Annotated in this window: 16 protein-coding genes and 1 tRNA gene; 3 read left to right on the forward strand and 14 right to left on the reverse strand. The window is 32.9% G+C overall.

Annotated elements, in window-relative coordinates:
* Nucleotides 1–6: 6 nt before the first annotated feature.
* Nucleotides 7–720, reverse strand: a complete 714-nt coding sequence (locus DWV06_RS13045; protein WP_115482628.1) for an acyl-[acyl-carrier-protein] thioesterase — start codon at nucleotides 718–720, stop codon at nucleotides 7–9.
* Nucleotides 721–918: 198 nt separating this feature from the next.
* Here DWV06_RS13045 and DWV06_RS13050 point away from each other — a divergent pair, with 198 nt between their 5' ends.
* Entirely contained in the window at nucleotides 919–1,392 is a 474-nt protein-coding gene (locus DWV06_RS13050) for a DUF6508 domain-containing protein (protein ID WP_115482629.1), read from the forward strand.
* A 92-nt stretch (nucleotides 1,393–1,484) separates the two neighbouring features.
* Here DWV06_RS13050 and DWV06_RS13055 read toward each other — a convergent pair.
* A tRNA-Gln gene (locus DWV06_RS13055) sits at nucleotides 1,485–1,556 on the reverse strand.
* Nucleotides 1,557–1,599: 43 nt separating this feature from the next.
* Nucleotides 1,600–2,295: a YigZ family protein gene (locus DWV06_RS13060; RefSeq protein ID WP_115482630.1), complete on the reverse strand. Its 696-nt coding sequence runs from the start codon at nucleotides 2,293–2,295 to the stop codon at nucleotides 1,600–1,602.
* Nucleotides 2,296–2,461: 166 nt separating this feature from the next.
* Here DWV06_RS13060 and DWV06_RS13065 point away from each other — a divergent pair, with 166 nt between their 5' ends.
* Nucleotides 2,462–3,640: an iron-containing alcohol dehydrogenase gene (locus tag DWV06_RS13065; RefSeq protein ID WP_115482631.1), complete on the forward strand. Its 1,179-nt coding sequence runs from the start codon at nucleotides 2,462–2,464 to the stop codon at nucleotides 3,638–3,640.
* A 161-nt stretch (nucleotides 3,641–3,801) separates the two neighbouring features.
* Nucleotides 3,802–6,432, forward strand: coding sequence for a transglycosylase domain-containing protein (locus tag DWV06_RS13070; RefSeq protein WP_115482632.1), 2,631 nt, complete (start codon nucleotides 3,802–3,804; stop codon nucleotides 6,430–6,432).
* A 303-nt stretch (nucleotides 6,433–6,735) separates the two neighbouring features.
* Here the strand turns inward: DWV06_RS13070 and DWV06_RS13075 are convergent, their stop codons facing one another.
* The 11 genes from DWV06_RS13075 to DWV06_RS13125 form a co-directional block, all read right to left on the reverse strand.
* Entirely contained in the window at nucleotides 6,736–7,764 is a 1,029-nt protein-coding gene (locus DWV06_RS13075) for an SGNH/GDSL hydrolase family protein (RefSeq protein WP_115482633.1), read from the reverse strand.
* The gene (locus DWV06_RS13080; protein WP_115482634.1) at nucleotides 7,751–9,259 is read right to left on the reverse strand and encodes an MBOAT family O-acyltransferase; all 1,509 of its coding nucleotides are present in this window, start codon (nucleotides 9,257–9,259) and stop codon (nucleotides 7,751–7,753) included. Before DWV06_RS13080 ends, DWV06_RS13075 begins: the two co-directional genes overlap by 14 nt.
* A 5-nt stretch (nucleotides 9,260–9,264) precedes the next feature.
* Complete coding sequence (locus tag DWV06_RS13085) at nucleotides 9,265–9,495, reverse strand: phosphopantetheine-binding protein (protein ID WP_115482635.1); 231 nt, start codon at nucleotides 9,493–9,495, stop codon at nucleotides 9,265–9,267.
* Between the two features lie 12 nt (nucleotides 9,496–9,507).
* Nucleotides 9,508–10,389, reverse strand: a complete 882-nt coding sequence (locus tag DWV06_RS13090) for a formyltransferase family protein (protein ID WP_115482636.1) — start codon at nucleotides 10,387–10,389, stop codon at nucleotides 9,508–9,510.
* Nucleotides 10,390–10,395: 6 nt separating this feature from the next.
* Nucleotides 10,396–11,913, reverse strand: coding sequence for an amino acid adenylation domain-containing protein (locus DWV06_RS13095; protein ID WP_115482637.1), 1,518 nt, complete (start codon nucleotides 11,911–11,913; stop codon nucleotides 10,396–10,398).
* Entirely contained in the window at nucleotides 11,910–12,917 is a 1,008-nt protein-coding gene (locus DWV06_RS13100; protein WP_115482638.1) for an adenine nucleotide alpha hydrolase family protein, read from the reverse strand. The genes DWV06_RS13095 and DWV06_RS13100 overlap by 4 nt, the downstream gene beginning before the upstream one ends.
* Nucleotides 12,918–13,125: 208 nt before the next feature.
* The gene (locus tag DWV06_RS13105) at nucleotides 13,126–15,240 is read right to left on the reverse strand and encodes a glutamine synthetase III family protein (protein ID WP_115482639.1); all 2,115 of its coding nucleotides are present in this window, start codon (nucleotides 15,238–15,240) and stop codon (nucleotides 13,126–13,128) included.
* 362 nt (nucleotides 15,241–15,602) lie between these two features.
* Nucleotides 15,603–16,658 (reverse strand): galactose ABC transporter substrate-binding protein, encoded by a 1,056-nt coding sequence (locus DWV06_RS13110; protein ID WP_115482640.1) that lies wholly within the window; start codon nucleotides 16,656–16,658, stop codon nucleotides 15,603–15,605.
* Between the two features lie 11 nt (nucleotides 16,659–16,669).
* Nucleotides 16,670–17,650 carry a substrate-binding domain-containing protein gene (locus DWV06_RS13115; protein ID WP_115482641.1) on the reverse strand — a complete coding sequence of 327 codons (981 nt, stop codon included), beginning with the start codon at nucleotides 17,648–17,650 and terminating at the stop codon, nucleotides 16,670–16,672.
* Nucleotides 17,650–19,440, reverse strand: coding sequence for a sensor histidine kinase (locus tag DWV06_RS13120; RefSeq protein WP_115482642.1), 1,791 nt, complete (start codon nucleotides 19,438–19,440; stop codon nucleotides 17,650–17,652). Before DWV06_RS13120 ends, DWV06_RS13115 begins: the two co-directional genes overlap by 1 nt.
* Nucleotides 19,437–21,047, reverse strand: coding sequence for a response regulator (locus tag DWV06_RS13125; protein WP_115482643.1), 1,611 nt, complete (start codon nucleotides 21,045–21,047; stop codon nucleotides 19,437–19,439). The genes DWV06_RS13120 and DWV06_RS13125 overlap by 4 nt, the downstream gene beginning before the upstream one ends.
* Nucleotides 21,048–21,210 lie beyond the last annotated feature (163 nt).

The following is a 21,210-nucleotide window of genomic DNA, read 5'->3' on the forward strand; positions in this document are numbered from 1 at the left end:
CCTCACTTAGTCCTCACATTCAAATGCAACTATCGCGTATGGTTTTCCTTCTACATCACATAGGGAAATCATATATGCATTCTCTTCCTGATGTAATTTGGGGACTATAATGTCTCCCAAAACTGCTTCTCTACGATATTCTGCCCTCATTTGAGAAATTGTTTTATCATCTGGGATAAATTCTTTTGCCATTTGAATATATTGTCCATTGTTGACATGATTATTCGTATCTATATGGTATTTACGAACAGGAAATGGTTCCAAACATTCCCATGTTTCAGGAAGTTTAATTTTTCTCTTTTTGTAATTCATCGGAAATTTCTCTTCTAAACCTCCATATATGGCAGCCATTTCTTTCTTAACTTTAACAGGATGCCTGTTTTCAAGTCCCATTAAAACCCAAATAGAATTCGCATATGCTAAATTCTTCCCCTTTTCATTTTTGATTACAAAATTTCTGTTTCCGTAAAAACCTTTAAAATCGTAAGGCCATGTACTGATTTCGATTCTTTCGCTTAATTTAGGATAAGATTCAATCACTATCTGCCAGGAATTCAATATCCAAGCTAGTTTCTTTTTTTTAAAGTAATCAAGGCCGGCTCCCACATCTTCTGAATGAAATGTACTTACATCCTGAAAATAATTTACTAAAGAGCTTAATGTTAACCTTTCTTTCGCATCAACTTCGCTGAAACGTACTCTGCTTTTTAAACTATACATGTTTTGCTCCTGCAATACTTATTTCTATATTTGAATGTTATTGTATCACACTTAATAATTGATTACAATAAATGGAATTAATCGTATTAAAAATATTTACCCCATTTTTATAGGGATATGCAACTCAATTTTTTTATGGTAAAATAGGTATAAGAATTTTAATACCAAATTTAGAATTATTATTACGGAGGAACGATAATGGACAAAAAAGAACAAAAGATTCCATCTGAGATCATCGCTGAATATAAAAATGATATTGACCTTTTAATTGCATATATCCCATGGCTTGAGACAAAATCGGGAAATGATGTTATGTCTACTTATAAAGGAGACAGCAAAGTTCCTATAAATTTTTCAATTCCAATTTACGATGGAACATTAATGAGGTTTATTAAGCTTATACAAACAACCAAATTCATGGATAAAAATTATCCATATTTTTATAGACGCCACAATGTTAAAACTTCTGAAGATGAAATAAAAGCTATCAAGAAAGCTACTATAAATGATATTGAAGTATTTAGAGGGATTTTTTCCAAATATGTGATCATGGGACGTTCACATGGCACCGTATGGCAGCAAGGCGTTGCTAATGGTGTGTTTTTAGCCTTATTGATTCGGCTTAAAGAAATAATAGAATATTATGACAAAACATTGCTTGAAAAAAAATAATGCTGCTTTCCTGTTTCAAATTGTATGCAAATTAAATTAAAAACCAAAAAGATGCTTGCGGTTCATATCCCAAGCATCTTTTTTGTCGACAGCTGGCCCACAAGGATTCGAACCTTGAAATGACGGAGTCAGAGTCCGTTGCCTTACCGTTTGGCGATGGGCCAATATTTTCAACAAGCTGTATTATATACTATTCAGCTTAGCATTTCAAGTACTTTTTTTATTACTTAGCAAATTAATCACTTCGGGCAGCGAATCAAACATCTCAATTTGATTATCCAGAACTGCATACATATAAGCATTCTCTAATATAATCTCTGCTTTTCCGTTCGTTACTTCAGTGAGTGTTATTTTTAATTCATCTAACAATTCTAACGGAATCATCGCTTCTACCGCTACATTTTCGGTATATTCCGTATGAATAATATGAATTGAATGTTGACCTAAAACGTATTGAATCTTGCCTATTCCATTATAATCTGTCCGAATTAAAATTTTTACTCCTTCTTTCTGTTCTATGATTTTGCAGTCCTTCAATCCTTCTTTCACTGCTTTTTGATAAGCTCGGACTAATCCTCCTGTCCCCAATAAAGTACCACCAAAATATCTGGTCACTACCACGACTGTATTATGAACTTCTTCACCTAATAGTACATCTAACATTGGTCTGCCAGCAGTTCCACTTGGCTCACCATCATCACTACATCCTTGAATCTCATTTTGTTTGCCAATTACAAATGCAAAACAGTTGTGATTCGCATCCCAATATTTCTTTTTCAATTGATTTATAAAATGAATCGCTTCTTCTTTCGTTTCTACTCTTTCTAAGGTAGCAATAAACCTTGATTTTTTTTCAACGATTTCTTCTTGTCCACCCTCATATATTACTTTTATTACGTTCATCTTTCTCTTCCTTAATATCATTTATTTGCAATTAATTGTTAATTATTTTAGCATGTTAAGAGATTTTTCGCAAATGTGAAGTTTTTAACATTGATATTGTATTTACTGCTTTTATCGATTATAATTATTATATTGAAAAAACTACCAACTTAATAAGGAGGATTTTATGAGCAGATTTACATTACCTAGAGATATTTATTTTGGAAAAGGAGCACTTGAAACATTAAAAACACTGCAGGGAAAAAGAGCCATTCTTGTTTTAGGCGGCGGTTCTATGAAGAAATTTGGTTTTGTTGATAAAGTACTAGAATACTTAAAAGAGGCTGGCATTGAAACTACTTTATTTGAAAACGTGGAACCAGACCCTTCTGTAGAAACTGTAATGAAAGGTGCTCAGGCAATGACTGATTTTCAACCTGATTGGATCATTGCTATGGGGGGCGGTTCACCAATTGATGCTGCCAAAGCAATGTGGGCTTTTTATGAATATCCGGAAACTACTTTTGAAGAGTTGATCATCCCATTTAATTTCCCGACCTTAAGAAAGAAAGCTAATTTCTTAGCAATTCCTTCTACATCTGGTACAGCTACTGAAGTTACTGCCTTTTCTGTTATAACAGACTATGAAAAAGGAATCAAATACCCATTAGCTGATTTTAATATTACACCTGATGTTGCTATTGTTGATCCCACTCTGGCAGAAAGCATGCCAAAACATCTTACTGCTTATACCGGTATGGATGCATTAACACACGCAATTGAAGCATATGTTTCAACCTTACATAATACTTTTACAGATCCATTAGCTTTAAAAGCTATTTCAATTGTTAATACAGATTTATTAAAATCCTATGATGGAGATACTAAATCAAGAGAAGAAATGCATTATGGGCAATGTCTTGCTGGTATGGCATTTTCTAATGCACTATTAGGTATTGTTCATTCAATGGCTCACAAAACAGGGGCTGTATTCTCAACCGGACATATTACACACGGTCTGGCTAATGCTATGTACTTACCATATGTCATTAAATATAATGCTAAATTGCCAGAAGTTGCTGCAAGATATGCTGAAATAGCAAATTCAATCGGAATTACCGGAACCGTAGATGAATCCGTTCAAAAATTATGTGATAAAATAGTGGAATTAAATAACTATATGGGTATTCCGAATACTTTAAAAGAATTTGGAATATTAGAAGATGAATTTAAAGAGAAAATTTCTTCTATTTCTGAAAACGCTGTGGGTGATGCATGTACAGGTTCAAATCCAAGACCAATTGATGCCGCTACTATGGAAAAATTATTTACCTGCATTTATTATGGTAATCCTGTTGAATTTTAAATATATCATTTAAAGGGATAAGCAATTGTTTATCCCTTTTCTTTCATTTTATATCTTAATATCTTTCTAAAAATTTCCAATCGATTTTTTCCCTTTATTTAAATTAGACTATTTGTTATAATGAAACTGTTATAATGTCATAATAAGGAGGCATAACAGAAATGAATTACGGTAAAAAACAGATCCGTGCGAAACAGAAAAAATTGGATTCAAACAATGCCAAATTTCGTAATAAAGCAGGAATAATACTTCTTAAAATAATGTTGGTAACATTTTCTGCATTAATTTTAATAGGAACATTTGCGGGCTATGGTGCTTACAAGGGAATTATTGAATCTGTCCCAGATATCTCTAACGTGAATGTATCTCCTAAAGGATTTTCAACTATAGTTTATGATACTGAAGGGAAAGAAATCACCAAATTGGTATCATCCGGTTCTAATCGTATTTATGTAAAAATCGGTGAAATTTCCAAAAATCTGCAAAATGCTTTTGTTGCTATTGAGGACGAACGATTTTGGAAACATAATGGTATTGATTTAAAAGGCATTGCAAGAGGTGCTATGATAGGCATTACAAGTGGACACTTTTCAGAAGGCGCCAGTACAATTACACAACAGTTATTGAAAAATAATGTGTTTACAAATTGGGTACAGGAAGATTCATTTGCTGAAAGTCTGGAAAGAAAGATCCAAGAACAATATCTTGCTATCCAATTAGAAAAAACGATGTCTAAAAAACTTATTTTAGAGAATTACCTGAATACTATAAATTTAGGCCAGAATACCCTGGGAGTCCAAGCTGCTTCCAAACGTTATTTAAATAAAGATGTTTCAGAATTGACAATTTCGGAAAGCGCTGTTATAGCAGCGATTACGCAAAATCCTTCTAGATACAATCCTATCAGTTATCCGGAAAATAACGCTAAGCGCCGGGAAAAGGTACTTGATAATATGCTGAAACAACATTATATTACTGAAGCTGAATATAAAGAAGCTCTGGCAGATGATGTATATTCTAGAATTCAAACAGTAAATACTCAAAACTCATCATCATCTATTTATACATATTTTTTAGACGAATTAACGGAACAAGTAATACAAGATTTGCAAGAACAAAAAGGCTATACACAAACTCAGGCCTATAATGCATTATATAGTGGTGGTCTTAGTATTTATACAACCCAAGACGCTTCCATACAAAAAATTTGTGACGAAGAGTTTTCTAATCCAGCAAATTATCCAGCTGGAACAGAAGTATCTCTTACCTACCGCCTGACCGTGAAAAAAGCAGATAATACATTAGAAAATTATAATGAACAAACAATGCTTTCTTATTTTCAAAAAACTGATGGTATTGATTATAGTTTGAATTTTCCGAACGAAACAGCTGCAAATCAGGAAATTGATCGTTATAAAGCCGCTATTATCGGACCGGATGACAAAATTGTACCAAATGGTGAAGTCATAACACTTACACCTGAGCCACAGGCGTCGATTGTAATTATGGATCAATATACCGGCCAAGTAAAAGCAATCGTTGGCGGACGGGGAGAGAAAAAAGCAAGTTTGACCTTGAACCGCGCAACTAATACAACCAGACAGCCTGGTTCGACTTTCAAAGTATTAGCTGCATTTGCACCAGCTATTGATAGTGCCGGTATGACATTAGCAACCATTCAAGATGATGCGCCATATAATTACAATAATGGCCGTCCGGTAAATAATTATTATTCTGGTTACTATGGTCTTTCTACCATAAGAACAGCCATAGCAAAATCCATGAATATTGTTGCTGTTAAAACTCTTACAGAAATCACTCCTCAATTGGGGTATGATTACCTGTTGAACTTCGGTTTTACAACATTGGATGGTTCCACTAGTACAGATATTACACAGGCTTTGGCCTTAGGTGGAATCCACAATGGTGTTACAAATTTAGAACTGACAGCTGCTTATGCAACAGTTGCTAATTATGGTACTTATACGAAACCTAGTTTTTATACCAAAATAATAGATCATTCCGGAGAAGTTTTAATTGACAATACTCCAAGTACTAAGAGTGTGTTGAAAGATACAACAGCCTGGCTTCTAACCAATGCAATGGAAGACGTAGTAAAATATGGTACGGGTACAAGTGTTGCTTTAGATAATATGCCTGTTGCAGGTAAAACTGGTACTACATCTTCATACAATGATGTATGGTTTTCCGGATATACTCCTTATTATACTTGTTCCGTATGGGGAGGTTACGATAATAATATGAATCTTCCATCTGGTTCCAGAAACTATCACAAAACTTTATGGAGAAATGTTATGTCTCGTATCCATCAAAATCTGGAACATAAAGAGTTTACGATGCCTGAAGGTATTGTAACTGCAAAAATATGCCGTAAATCAGGCAAATTAGCAGTAGAAGGACTTTGTGATAAAGATCCACGGGGAAGCATGGTAAGGGAGGAATATTTTGCTGAGGGTACTGCTCCAACAGAAGTCTGTGACCGCCATATTGGTGTTACAATCTGTAGCAGCTCCGGCATGTTGGCTGGTGACCTTTGTCCTGATTCTACCCGAGTAAACTCTGTTTATATACTAAGACCGGAAGGAAGTACAGGAGAAACAGATGATACACCATATACAATGCCTGCCGGTTTATCTGAAAGTACTTGTAATGTTCATACAAAAGAGGCTATAAAAAAAGCTGCTGAGGAAGCAGCCCAAAAGAAAAAAAAGGAAAAAAAGAAAAAGCCTAAGCCAAAAAAGGAAAATCCGTTGACAGAAAATAATAACTAAAGATTATATCGTTCACATTTTATTCATTTAACATTCAAAGAATTTTTATTTACATAACATACATTCTTCATTTCTACTAAATATAATATAATTATCAAATAGTTAATCTCCTAGTAATTTTCATTACTATTTTGAATAAACTTTTTCATAATAAATGCCAAGCATTATTGCTTGGCATCCTCCCTTTAGGAGGCTTCAAATCCTTTCTTCAAAAAAATGCTTCGCATTTTTTCCTCCCCTCCTCTTTAAAGAGTGAGCGGAGAGGTTTTTTACCTTAATAGTATCACTTACTCTTCTTCATTTCTATAAAACAAAAAATTTTTCCAGTTCTTCTCCACATTTAGATTTCAAATAAATATCTATTAGGTAATTTGAAAATATTTCTGTCCCTTTTTCATTCATATGTATAAAGTCGCTAAAATACTCTATTAAAAACACATTATCTTTTTTTCTATAATTATAGAAATTGTAGTAATCAATCGAATAATGTGATGCTATATCTAGATAATAATTATTCATTTCATCTAAACCACTCAGCTCTGCCTGCAATTTAGGATTTACCGGTACGGTAACTAAATTAATTTCAATTCCTTCTCTCAGGCACATTTGAATTATCTTATTTAAAAATTTAACATTCTTTTTCTGTATTCTTTTTCCTTCCCAAGACTTTTTTTCAATATATTTACTTCCAATCTCGGCTCCTTTATACACAGAACGCCCTGATACATGACCTTTCCCCTTATAACTCTTTGTATCCACTCCTTTCAAGCCATCTTCATATCTATTAGATAATTTACTATTTACATTGCTTTTTATAAATTCAAAATCAAATAAACTTTCAATATTTGTTGAATATAAAATAGCTTCCTCATATTCACTTACTGGAAAAATATCAAAAAAGCTTATGATTTTAGTTTTCCAATTAAATAATCTATCATAAACACTTAACTTAGCAGGTGTGTCATTTGCTCTATCTGAATCTTTACATAATGTGGTCGGTGACACTTCCAAAAAAACGACTTCTATTGGGTTTTTTTCTATTATCTCTTTTAAATAATAGTAAGTAATACTGATTGGCTGTTGCCCTGTTCCTAAGTTAAAACTATTAGTATTTAATTTCTTATCGAATATTTGCGGATTATAATCCTTCATTGTTCGAGATGTCCCACAAAATACCATCTCTATTTCCCCTTTATTCTCCTCCAATTCAATTTTTCTATATTGGGAATAGTCTTCGTTAGGTTCATATATAAACCTTAATCCAGACTCAAGTATTAATACAAATAGAAAAACAATTATTAATCGTAATAATATTTTTTTAATACTGTGCATATTCAAATCCTCCCACTGCATCTGTTCCAAAAACTCCAAATAATAAAATGGAAGCAATCATTCCTAAGTACACCATGACACGGACTGGAAAGACCTGCCTTGCGATATACTCTCTTACAGGTTCTTTTCTTTGATAAAAGCTAACACCGGCAAAAATAACAATGCCAAAAACTAAATAGCATAATTCACTATGACATAATTGGGGAAATATAGATTTATAATTAATTGAGACGGGAAATTCAGTGATCATACGCTTAATTATTATCAAGCTTTCTTTTGTACTTGACGCTCCCGGAAAAACTTTCAACAAACTTACTATTAAGAAAGTCCGTACTACTTGAAGTCTATGCCAGCCTTTACAACTATCTTTTATATGAAACAATAATTTAGTCTTCTTAAATAATGGCTCTAACCATATGGAAGAAATAATAATGATACCATTTGCAACTCCCCATAAAATATATCTCCAGCTTGCATCATGCCACAATCCTGTTGCAAACCATACGATCGACAATGCAAATATCGCGGGAAACATTTTACCTATAGAAACAGAAAAATGTTTCTTACCAAATTTTCCGAATTTAACAGCTGCTTTAGAAATAGATAACGGATAAAACAAATAGTCTCGAAACCAACCGCTTAAAGTTATATGCCATCTTCTCCAATATTCCGCCAGAGAGCTTGAGAAAAACGGAGTTTTAAAGTTTTCTGCCAGCTTTATACCAAATATCTCAGCGGCACCGCATACAATATCCATATATCCGGAAAAATCCGCATATATCTGTATCGTCATATAAACACAGCCCAAAAATAAGGTTAGATTATCATAAGAACCATAATGTGTAAAAATATTTCTTACAACAGGGCTTAATCTATCTGCTATGATTGTCTTTTTAAAGAGACCCCAAAGTATTCTTTGACACCCAAACGAAAAATTTCGATATTCAAACTTATGTGATGCGTATAGTTGGCTTGCCAAATCTTTAAAACGTCCAATTGGGCCTTGCGTCATTTGTGGAAAGAATCCTACAAATAAAGCTACTTTAAATATATTTCTTTCAGGCTTGCATTTCGATTTATATACATCAATTGCGTAGCCCATGCTCTGTAATGTATAATATGAAATTCCAAGCGGTGCAACAAAGGTTAACGAGTCGTCAAGACGAACACTATTTACTATTCCTGCTATTCGATTTATATTGAATAGCATAAAACCATAATACTTAAGTACTAATAAAACCCCAAAATTTAGAAGTAACAACCCTGTTAAAATTTTTCTCTTTCTTTTTTTAGTAACACTCTGCATCCAGTTGGTTGCAATATATGTAGTAATAGTAGTAATGAAAATATAAACTAACGTTGATACTCCTGTTAAGATATAAAAAATGTAACTTGCAATACATAAACATATCCATTGATGTTTTGGTTTTACCGAATAGTAAATTATTACAGTGCATAATAAAAAGACAAAAAAGGTTATTGAATTTACAGTCACACTAATTAACCCTCACTTTTTAATCTTTCTATCATACTCCACATAGCTTCAGCACTATTGAAATTATCTGCATCAATATCGTCAAAAGTTAATTCTACTTCAAATGTATCATTGATATCACCAATTAGAGAAACCATATCAAAAGAATCTAATATCCCTCCATCTAACAAATTTGTCTCTGTTGAAAAATCTACCTCTGGTCTTAACTCATTCAAAATTACCATTAATTCTTTCATTTTCTATTCTCCTTATCTCTTATTTTTACTGTATTGTAATAATTTAAATTCTAAATTATCCCTATAAATTAAAATCTGTTTTTCCTCCTTTTTAAGGACTACGTCTACATTTGGTTGTACTAATTTTTCAATTTCATACTTTTTAAAATAATATTCTTGACCATTAATAACAATTTTGGGATACCCTAAAATACATAGTACACCATAATCCATAGCTCTTAAAAAGGCACTTATTTTTTTTGAATCCCATTTTAAATCTAAATACCCATCATTTGGTACTTCCCAAGAGTAGTGAATTTTTCGTTTCATAATATCTTTCCCTTCTTGGACTCTTTCCCAAACTTGTTGATTTAAAAATTCACTCATTAACTCAATAAATGCCTTATAGGCAATATTTATCTGCTTTTTAAAAAGCTGGCATGAAGTTATTTCATCTGTCAATTTTATTTGTTTTTGTATTAATATATTTCCGGCATCTACATCTTCTGTAACTTTATGCCATGTTACTCCAGCCACTTTATCTCCTTCAAAAATGGCCCATGCTTCTGCATTTCGTCCGGGATGATTAGGTAAAAGTGATTGATGACAATTGATGATTTCTATTTTCTTGTCTTTTACAATATCTTTGGGAAATAAAAAAGGATTAATTGCACTAATTACTAGAGTATATCCATTTGTTTTTCTTATTTTTTCGAAAATAAAATTTTTATTTCCACATTCATATTTAATTTTTTGAAGCCTTAAACCTTTTTCCATCATTACCGAAATCTTATCCGATGTGTCAAAATATATGTATGATGTATTATTTGTTGATTCCGTTTTTTCTTTTATATAAGCAGCACACCATAATGCTAATTGACCGCTGCCAACTATAATGACATTCTGAAATCTCATAATATCTTACTCCTTTTCCATATATTGCTTCTTTAACCCTGTACGATCTATTTTGGCATGTTGATTCATTGGCAGCTCCTTAAAGTAAAATAACTGGTTAGGACACATATATTTAGGAAGAAATTGTTTTAAATCTTTTAATATAGTTCTATCACACGGTTCTTCGGCCTGATAGAACAATACTATTTTTTTTCTAATATCGTCATACATACAACAACATTTCTGCATGTATGAGAATGCATTCAATATCGTTTCTATCTCTCCCAATTCAATCCGATGTCCCATATGTTTAATTTGTGAATCCTTTCTTGAAATAAACACTAGCTGCCCGTTGTGATTTCGTCTTCCAAAATCACCTGTTCTATATATGATATCAGTATAAAATTGATTGAGAGGATTCTGACAAAAGTTCTCGTTCGTTTTTTCCCAATTACCATAGTATCCCATTGCTACACAGGTTCCCCGAACGCATATTTCTCCACTTTCTCCCTCTAGTACCCTTTCATTATTATCATCTAATAATAAAATTTCTGTATTAGGAAATGGTTCTCCAATTGGCAGCGGTTCTTCTAAAGAATACTCTTTATCCACAATATAGTAAGTACAATTGCATGTAATTTCAGTAGGTCCATATAAGTTTACATACATTACATCTGGTAAATGTTTCTGCCAATAACGCAAATCTTTTATTGGAAGCACCTCACCGGAAAACATTACTTTTTCTAATCTTTTAGGAAGTTCTTTTGCAAATACATCAAATATTGATACGATACTGATTGCTGAAGCTGCCCAAATTAGAGTGGTAATCTCTCGTTCATTTAAGTATTTTATCAACCTTTTAGGTTGAGAAAACATCGACTGCGGAATTATTTGTAAAGTAGAACCATTTCTTATACTTAGAAATATATCTTTTACAGATACATCAAAATCAAACGGAGCCTGATTTCCAAAAACTTCTTCTGTTGAAAACCTAAAAACATCTGTAAATTGTTCTATAAGATCAATCACAGATCTGTGCGAAACCACAACACCTTTAGGTATACCTGTGGAACCAGACGTAAAGATTGTATATAAGGGATTTGAATCTATATGACTTTTTCTTATATTTTCTAAAAGATTGCTATCAGTCTTTGTTCTTTGAGCATCTTCTATATATATAACTTTATTTTCCCAATCCATCTCTTCAACAAATTGAATATCCATCTTTGTAGCTATAATAAGTTTTGGTTTAATATTTTCTAAAATTAATTTAATTCTTGCCTTCGGCAGTTTCTTATCTACTGGTACATAAAAATTTCCACTATAAATAATTCCCCAAAAAGCAATGATACTTTCAATATTACGATCCGTTAATACCACGATAGGTTCACATCTTAAATTTTTATAAGCAATATCAGTTCCAATGGACGTCGCCTTATTTTTTAGTTCCTTAAAGTCAACTGCCTTTTCAATATCTTCAAGTGCTTTTTTATCGGGAAATCTTTGTGAAGTACTTTCTAAATATTCTAAAACATTTGTTATCATACTTCTTCACACTTTCTATATTTTATACGTTCATAAAAACGTTTTTCAGTTGTAGAATCAATCTCCCTATAACGATCCATGTCCTTAGACAAAATCTCTTCCATTTCTTCCTTGGAAATTTTTCCTGCGCGAACTAAAACCGCAAGTTCTCCGGTACGAACAGGATATCCACATTTTTCAATATTCAATTTTTCTGCTAACGCATGAGCCCAGCAATCCGGATGGCTGGTTCCCTTATCAGGACGTTTCCAATTAATCCGCTTTTCTAAAAAATCCATTGTTTCTTCTTCACTTACATTATGATAAGCAAAATAAGAAAGTGATCTAACCCTAGACTCATTTAAGTATTCAACAAATTTTTGTTGTTCTAATTTGTCTGTTAGTTTTCCAAACATTTGATATTCGAATTCTTTCAAATTATTTGAAATTTGAAAAGGTTCTATCCCCTTTTCCGAATCCGCCGTCTGAAGTATTTGTCCTATGGTACGTCCATTTACAATTAACGGAATTTTCTTTTCATAAGCAATTTTGTGGCTATAATAATGCATAAAATGAAAACAGACAGAACAAAAATTATGCATAAGTTTCATAAACGCTGTGTAATACCGCCTGAGTTCTGATTCCTTCATAGAAACTGACATATAATCTACATCCAGCTTCTCTAACGCATTTTTTATATTATTTCGTGCATAATCTGTAGAAAAACCATTATCAAAAGTATAAGCCAATACACGCATACCATAATCATTTTTCAATTTGTATATGATATATGTACTATCTTTTCCACCACTAAGTCCTACCAGACAATCATAATCTGAACCATTCTTTTGAGCCTGCTTTTTCGCATTTTCTAATTCCTCTAAAAAATCCTTTTCTAAATTTTGATAGTTTAAAATCTTCACTTTCTTTTCTTCAAAAAAATTACAATAATTACAAACACCATTTTTGTCTATGTGAATTCCTTTGAAAGTGACTGGCAATCCACATTTTTTACACTTTCTCATAAAACCTCCAAATATTATCATTTTACGCAATTATTTTGCAATATAAATGTGATATAATTATGAGAAACTTTAAAATTCGACAAAATACAAACAATTCCCAGCATTCAAAACAAAAACACCAATCATATTTTTCCTTTTGTAGAATTTTTTACATTTACAAAAAGAAAATATGATTGATGTTTCGTTTTATTCGATATGATTTTTTTAATTATACTTCAAAAATCAAATCTCCATAAGAAGGCATTGGCCACATATCTTTATCTACTATCATTTCTAATTTATCTACAGGTGCTCTTAATGCATCCATAGCTACTTTCACTTCATCCTTATAGAAAAGAGCCTGAGCTTTTGGTTCTTCCATTTCTGAAGCTCTTGTAGTTACATCTATCAATTTAGATAATGCTACTTTTGTTTCTGAAAGTAAGTCTGAAGTCTCATTTAATAATTCTACCTGAGTACTCACATCTGCATCGCAAGCCGCCTTGATTGAATTGATAGATTGTGCCAGTGAAGTTGTATATTTTATTACTGACGGTACTATTTGTTTACCTGCAATATCAATCATTGCACGAGCTTCAATATTTATCGCTTTTGAATACGCTTCATATCTAATCTCTGCACGAGACTCTAATTCTGCTTTTGTAAATACTCCAAAAGTCTCGAATAGTTTTACTGCTTTATCAGTAATTAATGCCGGAATCGCTTCTACCATAGATGTAATATTTGGCAAACCTCTTCTGGTAGCTTCTTCTACCCATTCCTCAGAATAACCATTTCCATTAAATACAATTCTTTGATGTTCAGTCGCATATTTTTTAATTAAATCATGTACTGCAAGATCAAAATCTTCAGCTTTTTCTAAGGCATCACAAGCTTCGGCAAAAGTCTCGGCTACAATTGTGTTCAAAACAATATTAGGACTTGCAATGGAATCAGCTGAACCAACCATACGGAATTCAAATTTATTACCTGTAAATGCAAATGGTGATGTTCTATTTCTATCCGTTGCATCTTTTGCTAAATTAGGTAATGTCTTAACACCGGTTTCTAAAGTTCCGCCTGCTATACTATGTGTAGCAGCTCCAGTACTTATTAACTGACTCAAAACATCTTGTAACTGTTCTCCTAAAAATACTGATATAATAGCAGGTGGTGCTTCATTTGCCCCTAATCTGTGATCATTTCCTACATCTGCTGCAGATTCACGAAGTAAATCAGCATGTTTATCAACTGCTTTTAAGATACAAGTTAAAACTAACAGGAATTGAATATTTTCATGTGGTGTTTTTCCCGGTTCTAAAAGATTGATTCCGTCATTCGTGGTTAAAGACCAGTTATTATGTTTTCCAGATCCATTAACTCCTGCAAATGGTTTTTCATGAAGCAGACATTTTAACCCATGACGATGAGCAACTTTTCTTAACGTGCTCATAATTAATTGATTGTGATCTACCGCTATATTCACTTCTGCATAAATCGGTGCTATCTCATGTTGTGCAGGTGCAACTTCATTATGTTGTGTTTTAGAAGTAATACCAAGTTTCCATAATTCTTCGTTAACATCTTTCATATAGGCACCAATTCGTTCACGAATACTTCCAAAATAATGATCTTCTAACTCCTGACCTTTTGGAGGCATTGCACCAAATAAGGTTCTTCCTGTAAAAATTAAATCTTTTCTCTTTGTAAATTTTTCTCTATCCACTAAAAAGTACTCTTGTTCCGGTCCAACAGAAGGAGTAACTCGTTTTGATGTTTTATTTCCAAATAATTTCAATAGACGTAAAGACTGTTGGTTTATCGCCTCCATAGAACGGAGTAATGGAGTTTTTTGATCTAATGCTTCTCCTGTATAGGAACAGAATGCAGTCGGAATACAAAGCGTAGCACCTGCTGCTCCTCTTCTGATAAATGCCGGTGACGTACAATCCCAAGCAGTATAACCTCTGGCTTCAAAAGTAGCTCTCAAACCGCCTGAAGGAAAAGAAGATGCGTCCGGTTCCCCTTTAATAAGCTCTTTACCGGAAAATTCCATCATAATCTTTCCTTTTTCATCTGGAGCAGATACAAAGGAATCATGCTTCTCAGCAGTTACTCCGGTAAGTGGTTGGAACCAGTGAGTAAAGTGTGTCGCTCCTTTTTCAATAGCCCACTCTTTCATAGCCTCAGCTACAACTTCTGCTACCATAGGATCTAATTCTTTACGTCCTTCAATTGTCTTCCTCAATTCTGCGTAAATCTTCTTTGGCAGGCGCTCTTTCATTACATTGTCATTAAAAACACTCTCTCCAAAAATCTCTGCTACGTTAATTACATCACTCATATTCTTCTTCCTTTCTATAACCTTATTAGGTTCTTTCTTCTATACTATGTATGAACAGAATATAGATTCTGCATTACAAATTCACCAAGCTATATGTACAAAATAGTGTAACCTATTCTGCTTAAAATAATTGCTGCAACTAAAGTTTGCAGCGCAATTCCCTAAAAAATTAAAAAGGGGTATCCCAAACAATGGAACACCCTCGTCCTAAACATTCAAATCTATTTACTATTCCTTTATAAAATACTCTATTATAAGAGAAATTGCAAGAGGTAAATTAAGAAAATCTTATAATTTCTTCGTTTTACCCAATTTTCTTTTGGTTTTTAAGTTGCAAGATGTTAAATTGCACAAATAAAATTTCACTTTATACTTTTCTTAATTTCTTCTACATTATCTTTTGTAACAATTTCATATGGCAATCTAATATATTTACCATCCAGCAATATAATATCGGATGATAATTTTTCCTTTGTAACCAAAGAATAGGCTAATTCTAACATGCTCTCTGCCTGACCTTTGGAATCATTCAATACAGTTCCTGTCATTTCTCCCTGCTCAATTGCTTCTATAGCCTCTTTCGTTCCATCAATTCCTAAAATCATAGGATTTATGATATCTTTCTTTTTATTGATTGCCTCAACAGCTCCTAAAGCCATTTCATCATTATTGGCAAAAACAACTTCAATATTAGCTCCAAATTTTTGTATCCAGTTATTCATTTTCGTTTCTGCCTGTGCCCGATTCCAATTTGCTACTTCATCACCCAGACGTTCTACCGAGTACCCTGCCTTTGTTATCGTATCAATTACATATTCTGTACGAAGCAGGGCATCTTGATGACCGGATTCTCCCTCTAACATTACATACTGTATTTTTCCGTCTTTATTCTTATCTACCGAATGGAAATCATTTTTACAAATGGCATTCATTATTTTTCCCTGCATAATACCAGACTCTAAAGCAACAGCTCCCACGTAATACAATTTATCCCATCGTTCTAGATCTTCTTCTACCAGCTCCCTATTGAAAAAAATAGTTGGAATATTTGCATTCTTGACTCTGTCTATTATCATAGAGGGATCTGTCCTGTCTACTAAATTAACACAAATAATATCATAGTTTTGTTCTACAAACTGCTCCACCTGGTCATTTTGTTTTGACTGGCTGCCATTTGCACTGACCATGTTAACTTGTATTGTAACATTTTTCTCCCTCTCTTTTTCTCTAACAGCTTTATTAAAATAATCTGCAATACTATCAATAAAAGTATCATATTGATCGTAGAGACTAATACCTATTTTAATATTTTTAATTTCCTTGTCTTTTGAAAAATCAAGGTCGATACCTCTAGAGCATCCACTAAAATTCTGCAGAGATAAAATTACTAATAATACTATGCCAATTTTTTTCTTCATATTTTCACCCTTCACTCCACTATTGGAAATAACAGTCTTTGGTTATCTTTATTATATAAATCTTTTCTATTTACGATAGAATATTTTATTTCCTGATTATATAGAGCTGTATTATTCCGTAAATTTTCAACAAGAATCTTCATACTAAGATATCCCATATTATATTCATTGACAAATACAAGCGTATCCACAGTACCCTCATCTAAATAGTGTACGATTTTTTCAGTGTTACCGATTCCATATATTTTAACGCTGTGTCCATCCTTATCTACCGCATCAATGACATTTTCAAGATTATAATCATCTAAAGCCACAACTGCATCAACAGAATTCTCTTCTATGCTTTTTTTGATAAAAACACTTGGACTAAAATCTCCAGCCCTCCTTGTCCAGTGGACTACTTTATTTCCCATTTGTGTAAGAATTCTTTCTAACTCTTTAGAACGTTGACTTATACTTTCTCTTTCCATGTTTTCATATATAATGGCTATTGTACTTCCAGTCCCTAATTCTTTCCCCATTGCTTGAGCCAGTTCTTCCCCAATTTTTCCATTATCCGGACCTATTTTGGCTGTATTTTCCCCCATATTGGTCGTATCTTCCAAAAGTATGACCGGTACTTTTCTTTTTGCATCTTCAATCGCTTGTTCCATTCTCTGACTATCTGAAGAAGCTATCGCAATTGCCTGTGTCCCGCTTTCAATTTCACGCTGCAATAATAATTCCTGGGCCTCTGCTTCGCTATCTTCGTACATAGTAACAAAATTCAAATCGATTGGATAATCTGAGACCGCTTGGTTGATTCCTTCCTTCAAATTATTCCATCGTTCTTCATTTGTACCATATACAATAACAGAGATCCGATATCTCTGCTCATTTTTTACTTCTAAACAATTGCTCATACCTAGTGCACTAAACGCAATAACTCCTATACAGATTGTAATCAGAATGATAATTACCTTTCGTTTCCCGAAATTTTTATTTTCTTCCATTACTTTCCTCCATCATAGCATACCTGTGGTAAATGAATATGGACAATTGTTCCCTCATCCGGTTCGCTTTCTATTAATAATCCATAGTTTTTCCCAAAATATAGTTGGATTCTTTGATGAACATTGATCAATCCAATCCCGGAACCTTTCTTGCGCACTCTCCTATCATTTGTCAATAGCAATTCTACTTGTTCTTTCGACATCCCCAAACCGTTATCAATGATATCAATATAAATATCATCCTTCATTCGATAGCCTTTAATACAAATTTCTCCTTCTCCATCCATAGATTCCATTGCATAGTAAATGGCATTTTCCAAAATAGGCTGAATTATTAGTTTAATTGTACTAAATTGATAAATCTCCTCTTCAATCTGAAATTCTACACTAAATTTATTTTTATAGCGTACTTTTTGAATATCTAAATAATATTTCGCGTGAGCTACTTCGTCTTGAATACTGATAATATTTTTCCCTTTACTTATACTGATTCGAAATAGACTTGCCAAAGATGTTACCATGGAAACTGCCTCTTCATATCTTCCACTTTCTACCATCCATACGATAGAATCCAAAGTGTTATATAGAAAATGTGGATTGATCTGTGATTGAAGCGCATCCAGTTCATTTTTTCTTTTGGCCTCCTGTTCTTTCACCATATCATCCATTAATTTTCTCATCTGTGCAACGGCATAAGATATCGTCCTGCCTAAATGTTGAATTTCATAAGAGCCTCCAATGTATATATCTAAATCAAGATTCCCATTTTCCAATCCTTTCACAGAACGCTCCAGCTGCATAATCGGATTCGCGATAATAGATGATATTACCAAATTGACACATATTAATAACAAGAAAGATATAGCAGCTATCATAATAACAAAATATCTCATTTGTTCATAGTTCATAGAAAATTCGCTCGTCAATGTTACATTCACTATCTTCCAGCCAGTGTATCCAACCGTCTTTACAATAACCTCTCTATCTTGATTATGGAATTTTTCTACATAATTTCCATCCTCATATTTTGCAGCTTTTAAATTATTCTCCTGATAGAGATTGGAATAAATCAGTTCCTGCCTTGGGTGATATATGATTTCGCCATTTCGGTTGATGAGATAGGTGTAGCCGACACCAGTAGAGTTAATCTTTTCAAAGAGCTGTTGTATACTACTGTAATCCATATCTACCAACAATACTCCTCTACTTGTTTTTCCGGCACTCGTCAGCTCAACGGCTCGGCTAAGTGAAACAACCCAGTAATATCGGTAATTACTATCCTTAAAAAGATTCTGTACATGAGGCGTTGAAAAGTGGAGGTTTTCTATCGTAGTATTCGCTGAAACAAACCACTCTTGATTTTTCACATTTAAATCTTCCTTCAATGTACTTACCGGAGTAGCCCCTGCCAAATCCCCCTGTTCCGTAAAACATACAATACTGATAACATTATCTTTATTAGCCTCATATATCAAATTCATATCCCTATTCAGATTTTCTTGTGATAAATCTGCATTTTTTATCACCGAATAGTACATCGTATCTGAAATGCGCATCATACTTCTAATATACGTTTCCATATTCATACTTGCTTGATTAATCAGTTTCTTGTTATCTTCTATTATGATTGACTCCGTACTATCAACATATCTTGTATAAAGAGCAATACTAATAAATCCCATACAAATGGCTGCAATTATGGAAAACGAAATAGAAATATTAAATTGAATACTTTTCTTCTGATAACTTTTTATAAAATGGATTAAATAATTCTTTATTCTTTGTTTCATTGATTAGTTGTCCTATTCGCCCTATATTTTGACGGAGAAACACCATATTGTTTTTTAAATACATAACTAAAATAATTCGGTTCTAAATACCCTACTTTGCTTGAAATAATATAAGTTTTTTCTTCTGTTGTATTGAGAAGCAAAAGTGCGTGTTCCATACGTACTTTCGTCAGATACATAACAAAAGTCATACCCACTTCTTTTTTAAATACAGTTGAAAAATATGCCGCACTCAACCCTAAGTGTTTACAAATAACATCTACTGACAATTCGGGGTCTGCATAATTCGCTTCTATATAATCTTTTGCCTTTTCTGCAAGGAGCTTTGCACTATCTTTTCGTTCGCGTCCAATGGAACTGGTTATTTTGATACAAATTTCTTCTAATCTTTCGTTTAAAGTATCAACAGAATCACTCTGATAAATATCTTGATAAATATTAAACTGTTCACCAAAAATCGTCTCCAATTCCAATTGATATGAACGGCCTAATTTGATAAGCTCTGCTGTGATTTCTGTAAGTAAAATCTGATACCGGTGTAACGATATCTGAGATTCTTTTAATTGATTGATAAATAATTCTATCGCCTTTTTTAATTCCTCTTTTTTCCCAAGCTTTATACTTTTTAAAATATTTTCTACATATTGAGTGTCTATCTCTGTTTCTTTTCCTTTATAAGGCTCAATATCCTCTATATATATAGCCTGGTTGGCCTCTTGCAATACACGGTATTCTAATGCATTCTGAGCCTCTTTATAAGAAAACCGTGCATTTGAAATCCCTTCATATATTCTGCCAATGCCTGCAGCAGTATTGACTCCCAGCATTCTCTTCGAAAGATTACAGATCTGTTCCATACGATTTATGATTTTTATATTATCTTCACCTTCTTTTATGGATGCCAAAACTACTACACTATTTAAATAAATCATAACCTTACAATGACATAGATCTTTTAAATTTTCTTCAACAATTTCTTTTAGCGACACACTTTCTAATTGAATCTGCTGTATATCTTTTTCTGCACTAACAGACTCTGTCTTAAGAATACCGGCCATAAAATATTGACCCGATAAATCTATCCGATAAAAAGACATAAGCTCACTAATCTTATTCTCCTCAATTCTGCCTTCCAATAAATTAATTAAAAACTGTTCTCCCATAATAGGTAAGCTGTCTTTATAATATTGACTGAGTTTTTCAACATTTCTTTTTTCTTGAATCTCTTGATCTAAATTCTTTTTTATTCGCTGAAAAACACTTTGAAGTTCTACTGCCCGAATAGGCTTTAAAATGTATTCTTCTACTTCAAGTTTGATAGATTCTTTTGCATATTCAAATTCATCAAATCCTGAGAAAATCACAAATTTTATACCACGATTCCATTCTTTTACCTTTTTACATAAGGTAAGTCCATCCATGAATGGCATTTTAATATCTGACATAATAACATCTGGCTGTAAACGTTGTGTCATTTCAAGAGCTTCCTCTCCGTTTTCTGCAAATCCAACAACTTGGAATCCCAGAGTTTCCCAATCAAGTTTATTAATAATTGCTTGTATCACGTCTTCTTCGTCGTCTACAAGCATTACTCGATATAGCTCCATATTATCCCCCTTCTCATACTTTATCTTAGCCGTTCAAAATAGAAAAATACACTTTCAAACTTTGTATAATTAAATTATAAATCAGTAATCCATAGTTTGCAAGTAACACAAGTCAATGGGGGACTGCCTTTTATAACAGTCCCCAAATTGAAATCATATCTAT

Origin of the sequence: Anaerosacchariphilus polymeriproducens, assembly GCF_003363435.1 — a bacterium.
GTDB lineage: Bacteria > Bacillota > Clostridia > Lachnospirales > Lachnospiraceae > Anaerosacchariphilus > Anaerosacchariphilus polymeriproducens.

Excerpts from the sequence above, each read along its gene's own strand:
- DWV06_RS13115 (WP_115482641.1), bottom strand. The coding sequence starts at position 17,650 with ATGGAAGAAAATAAAAATTTCGGGAAACGAAAGGTAATTATCATTCTG.
- DWV06_RS13065 (WP_115482631.1), top strand. The coding sequence starts at position 2,462 with ATGAGCAGATTTACATTACCTAGAGATATTTATTTTGGAAAAGGAGCA.
- DWV06_RS13090 (WP_115482636.1), bottom strand. The coding sequence starts at position 10,389 with ATGAGATTTCAGAATGTCATTATAGTTGGCAGCGGTCAATTAGCATTA.
- DWV06_RS13050 (WP_115482629.1), top strand. The coding sequence starts at position 919 with ATGGACAAAAAAGAACAAAAGATTCCATCTGAGATCATCGCTGAATAT.
- DWV06_RS13120 (WP_115482642.1), bottom strand. The coding sequence starts at position 19,440 with ATGAAACAAAGAATAAAGAATTATTTAATCCATTTTATAAAAAGTTAT.
- DWV06_RS13095 (WP_115482637.1), bottom strand. The coding sequence starts at position 11,913 with ATGATAACAAATGTTTTAGAATATTTAGAAAGTACTTCACAAAGATTT.
- DWV06_RS13070 (WP_115482632.1), top strand. The coding sequence starts at position 3,802 with ATGAATTACGGTAAAAAACAGATCCGTGCGAAACAGAAAAAATTGGAT.
- DWV06_RS13045 (WP_115482628.1), bottom strand. The coding sequence starts at position 720 with ATGTATAGTTTAAAAAGCAGAGTACGTTTCAGCGAAGTTGATGCGAAA.
- DWV06_RS13085 (WP_115482635.1), bottom strand. The coding sequence starts at position 9,495 with ATGAAAGAATTAATGGTAATTTTGAATGAGTTAAGACCAGAGGTAGAT.
- DWV06_RS13075 (WP_115482633.1), bottom strand. The coding sequence starts at position 7,764 with ATGCACAGTATTAAAAAAATATTATTACGATTAATAATTGTTTTTCTA.
- DWV06_RS13060 (WP_115482630.1), bottom strand. The coding sequence starts at position 2,295 with ATGAACGTAATAAAAGTAATATATGAGGGTGGACAAGAAGAAATCGTT.
- DWV06_RS13125 (WP_115482643.1), bottom strand. The coding sequence starts at position 21,047 with ATGGAGCTATATCGAGTAATGCTTGTAGACGACGAAGAAGACGTGATA.
- DWV06_RS13105 (WP_115482639.1), bottom strand. The coding sequence starts at position 15,240 with ATGAGTGATGTAATTAACGTAGCAGAGATTTTTGGAGAGAGTGTTTTT.
- DWV06_RS13100 (WP_115482638.1), bottom strand. The coding sequence starts at position 12,917 with ATGAGAAAGTGTAAAAAATGTGGATTGCCAGTCACTTTCAAAGGAATT.
- DWV06_RS13110 (WP_115482640.1), bottom strand. The coding sequence starts at position 16,658 with ATGAAGAAAAAAATTGGCATAGTATTATTAGTAATTTTATCTCTGCAG.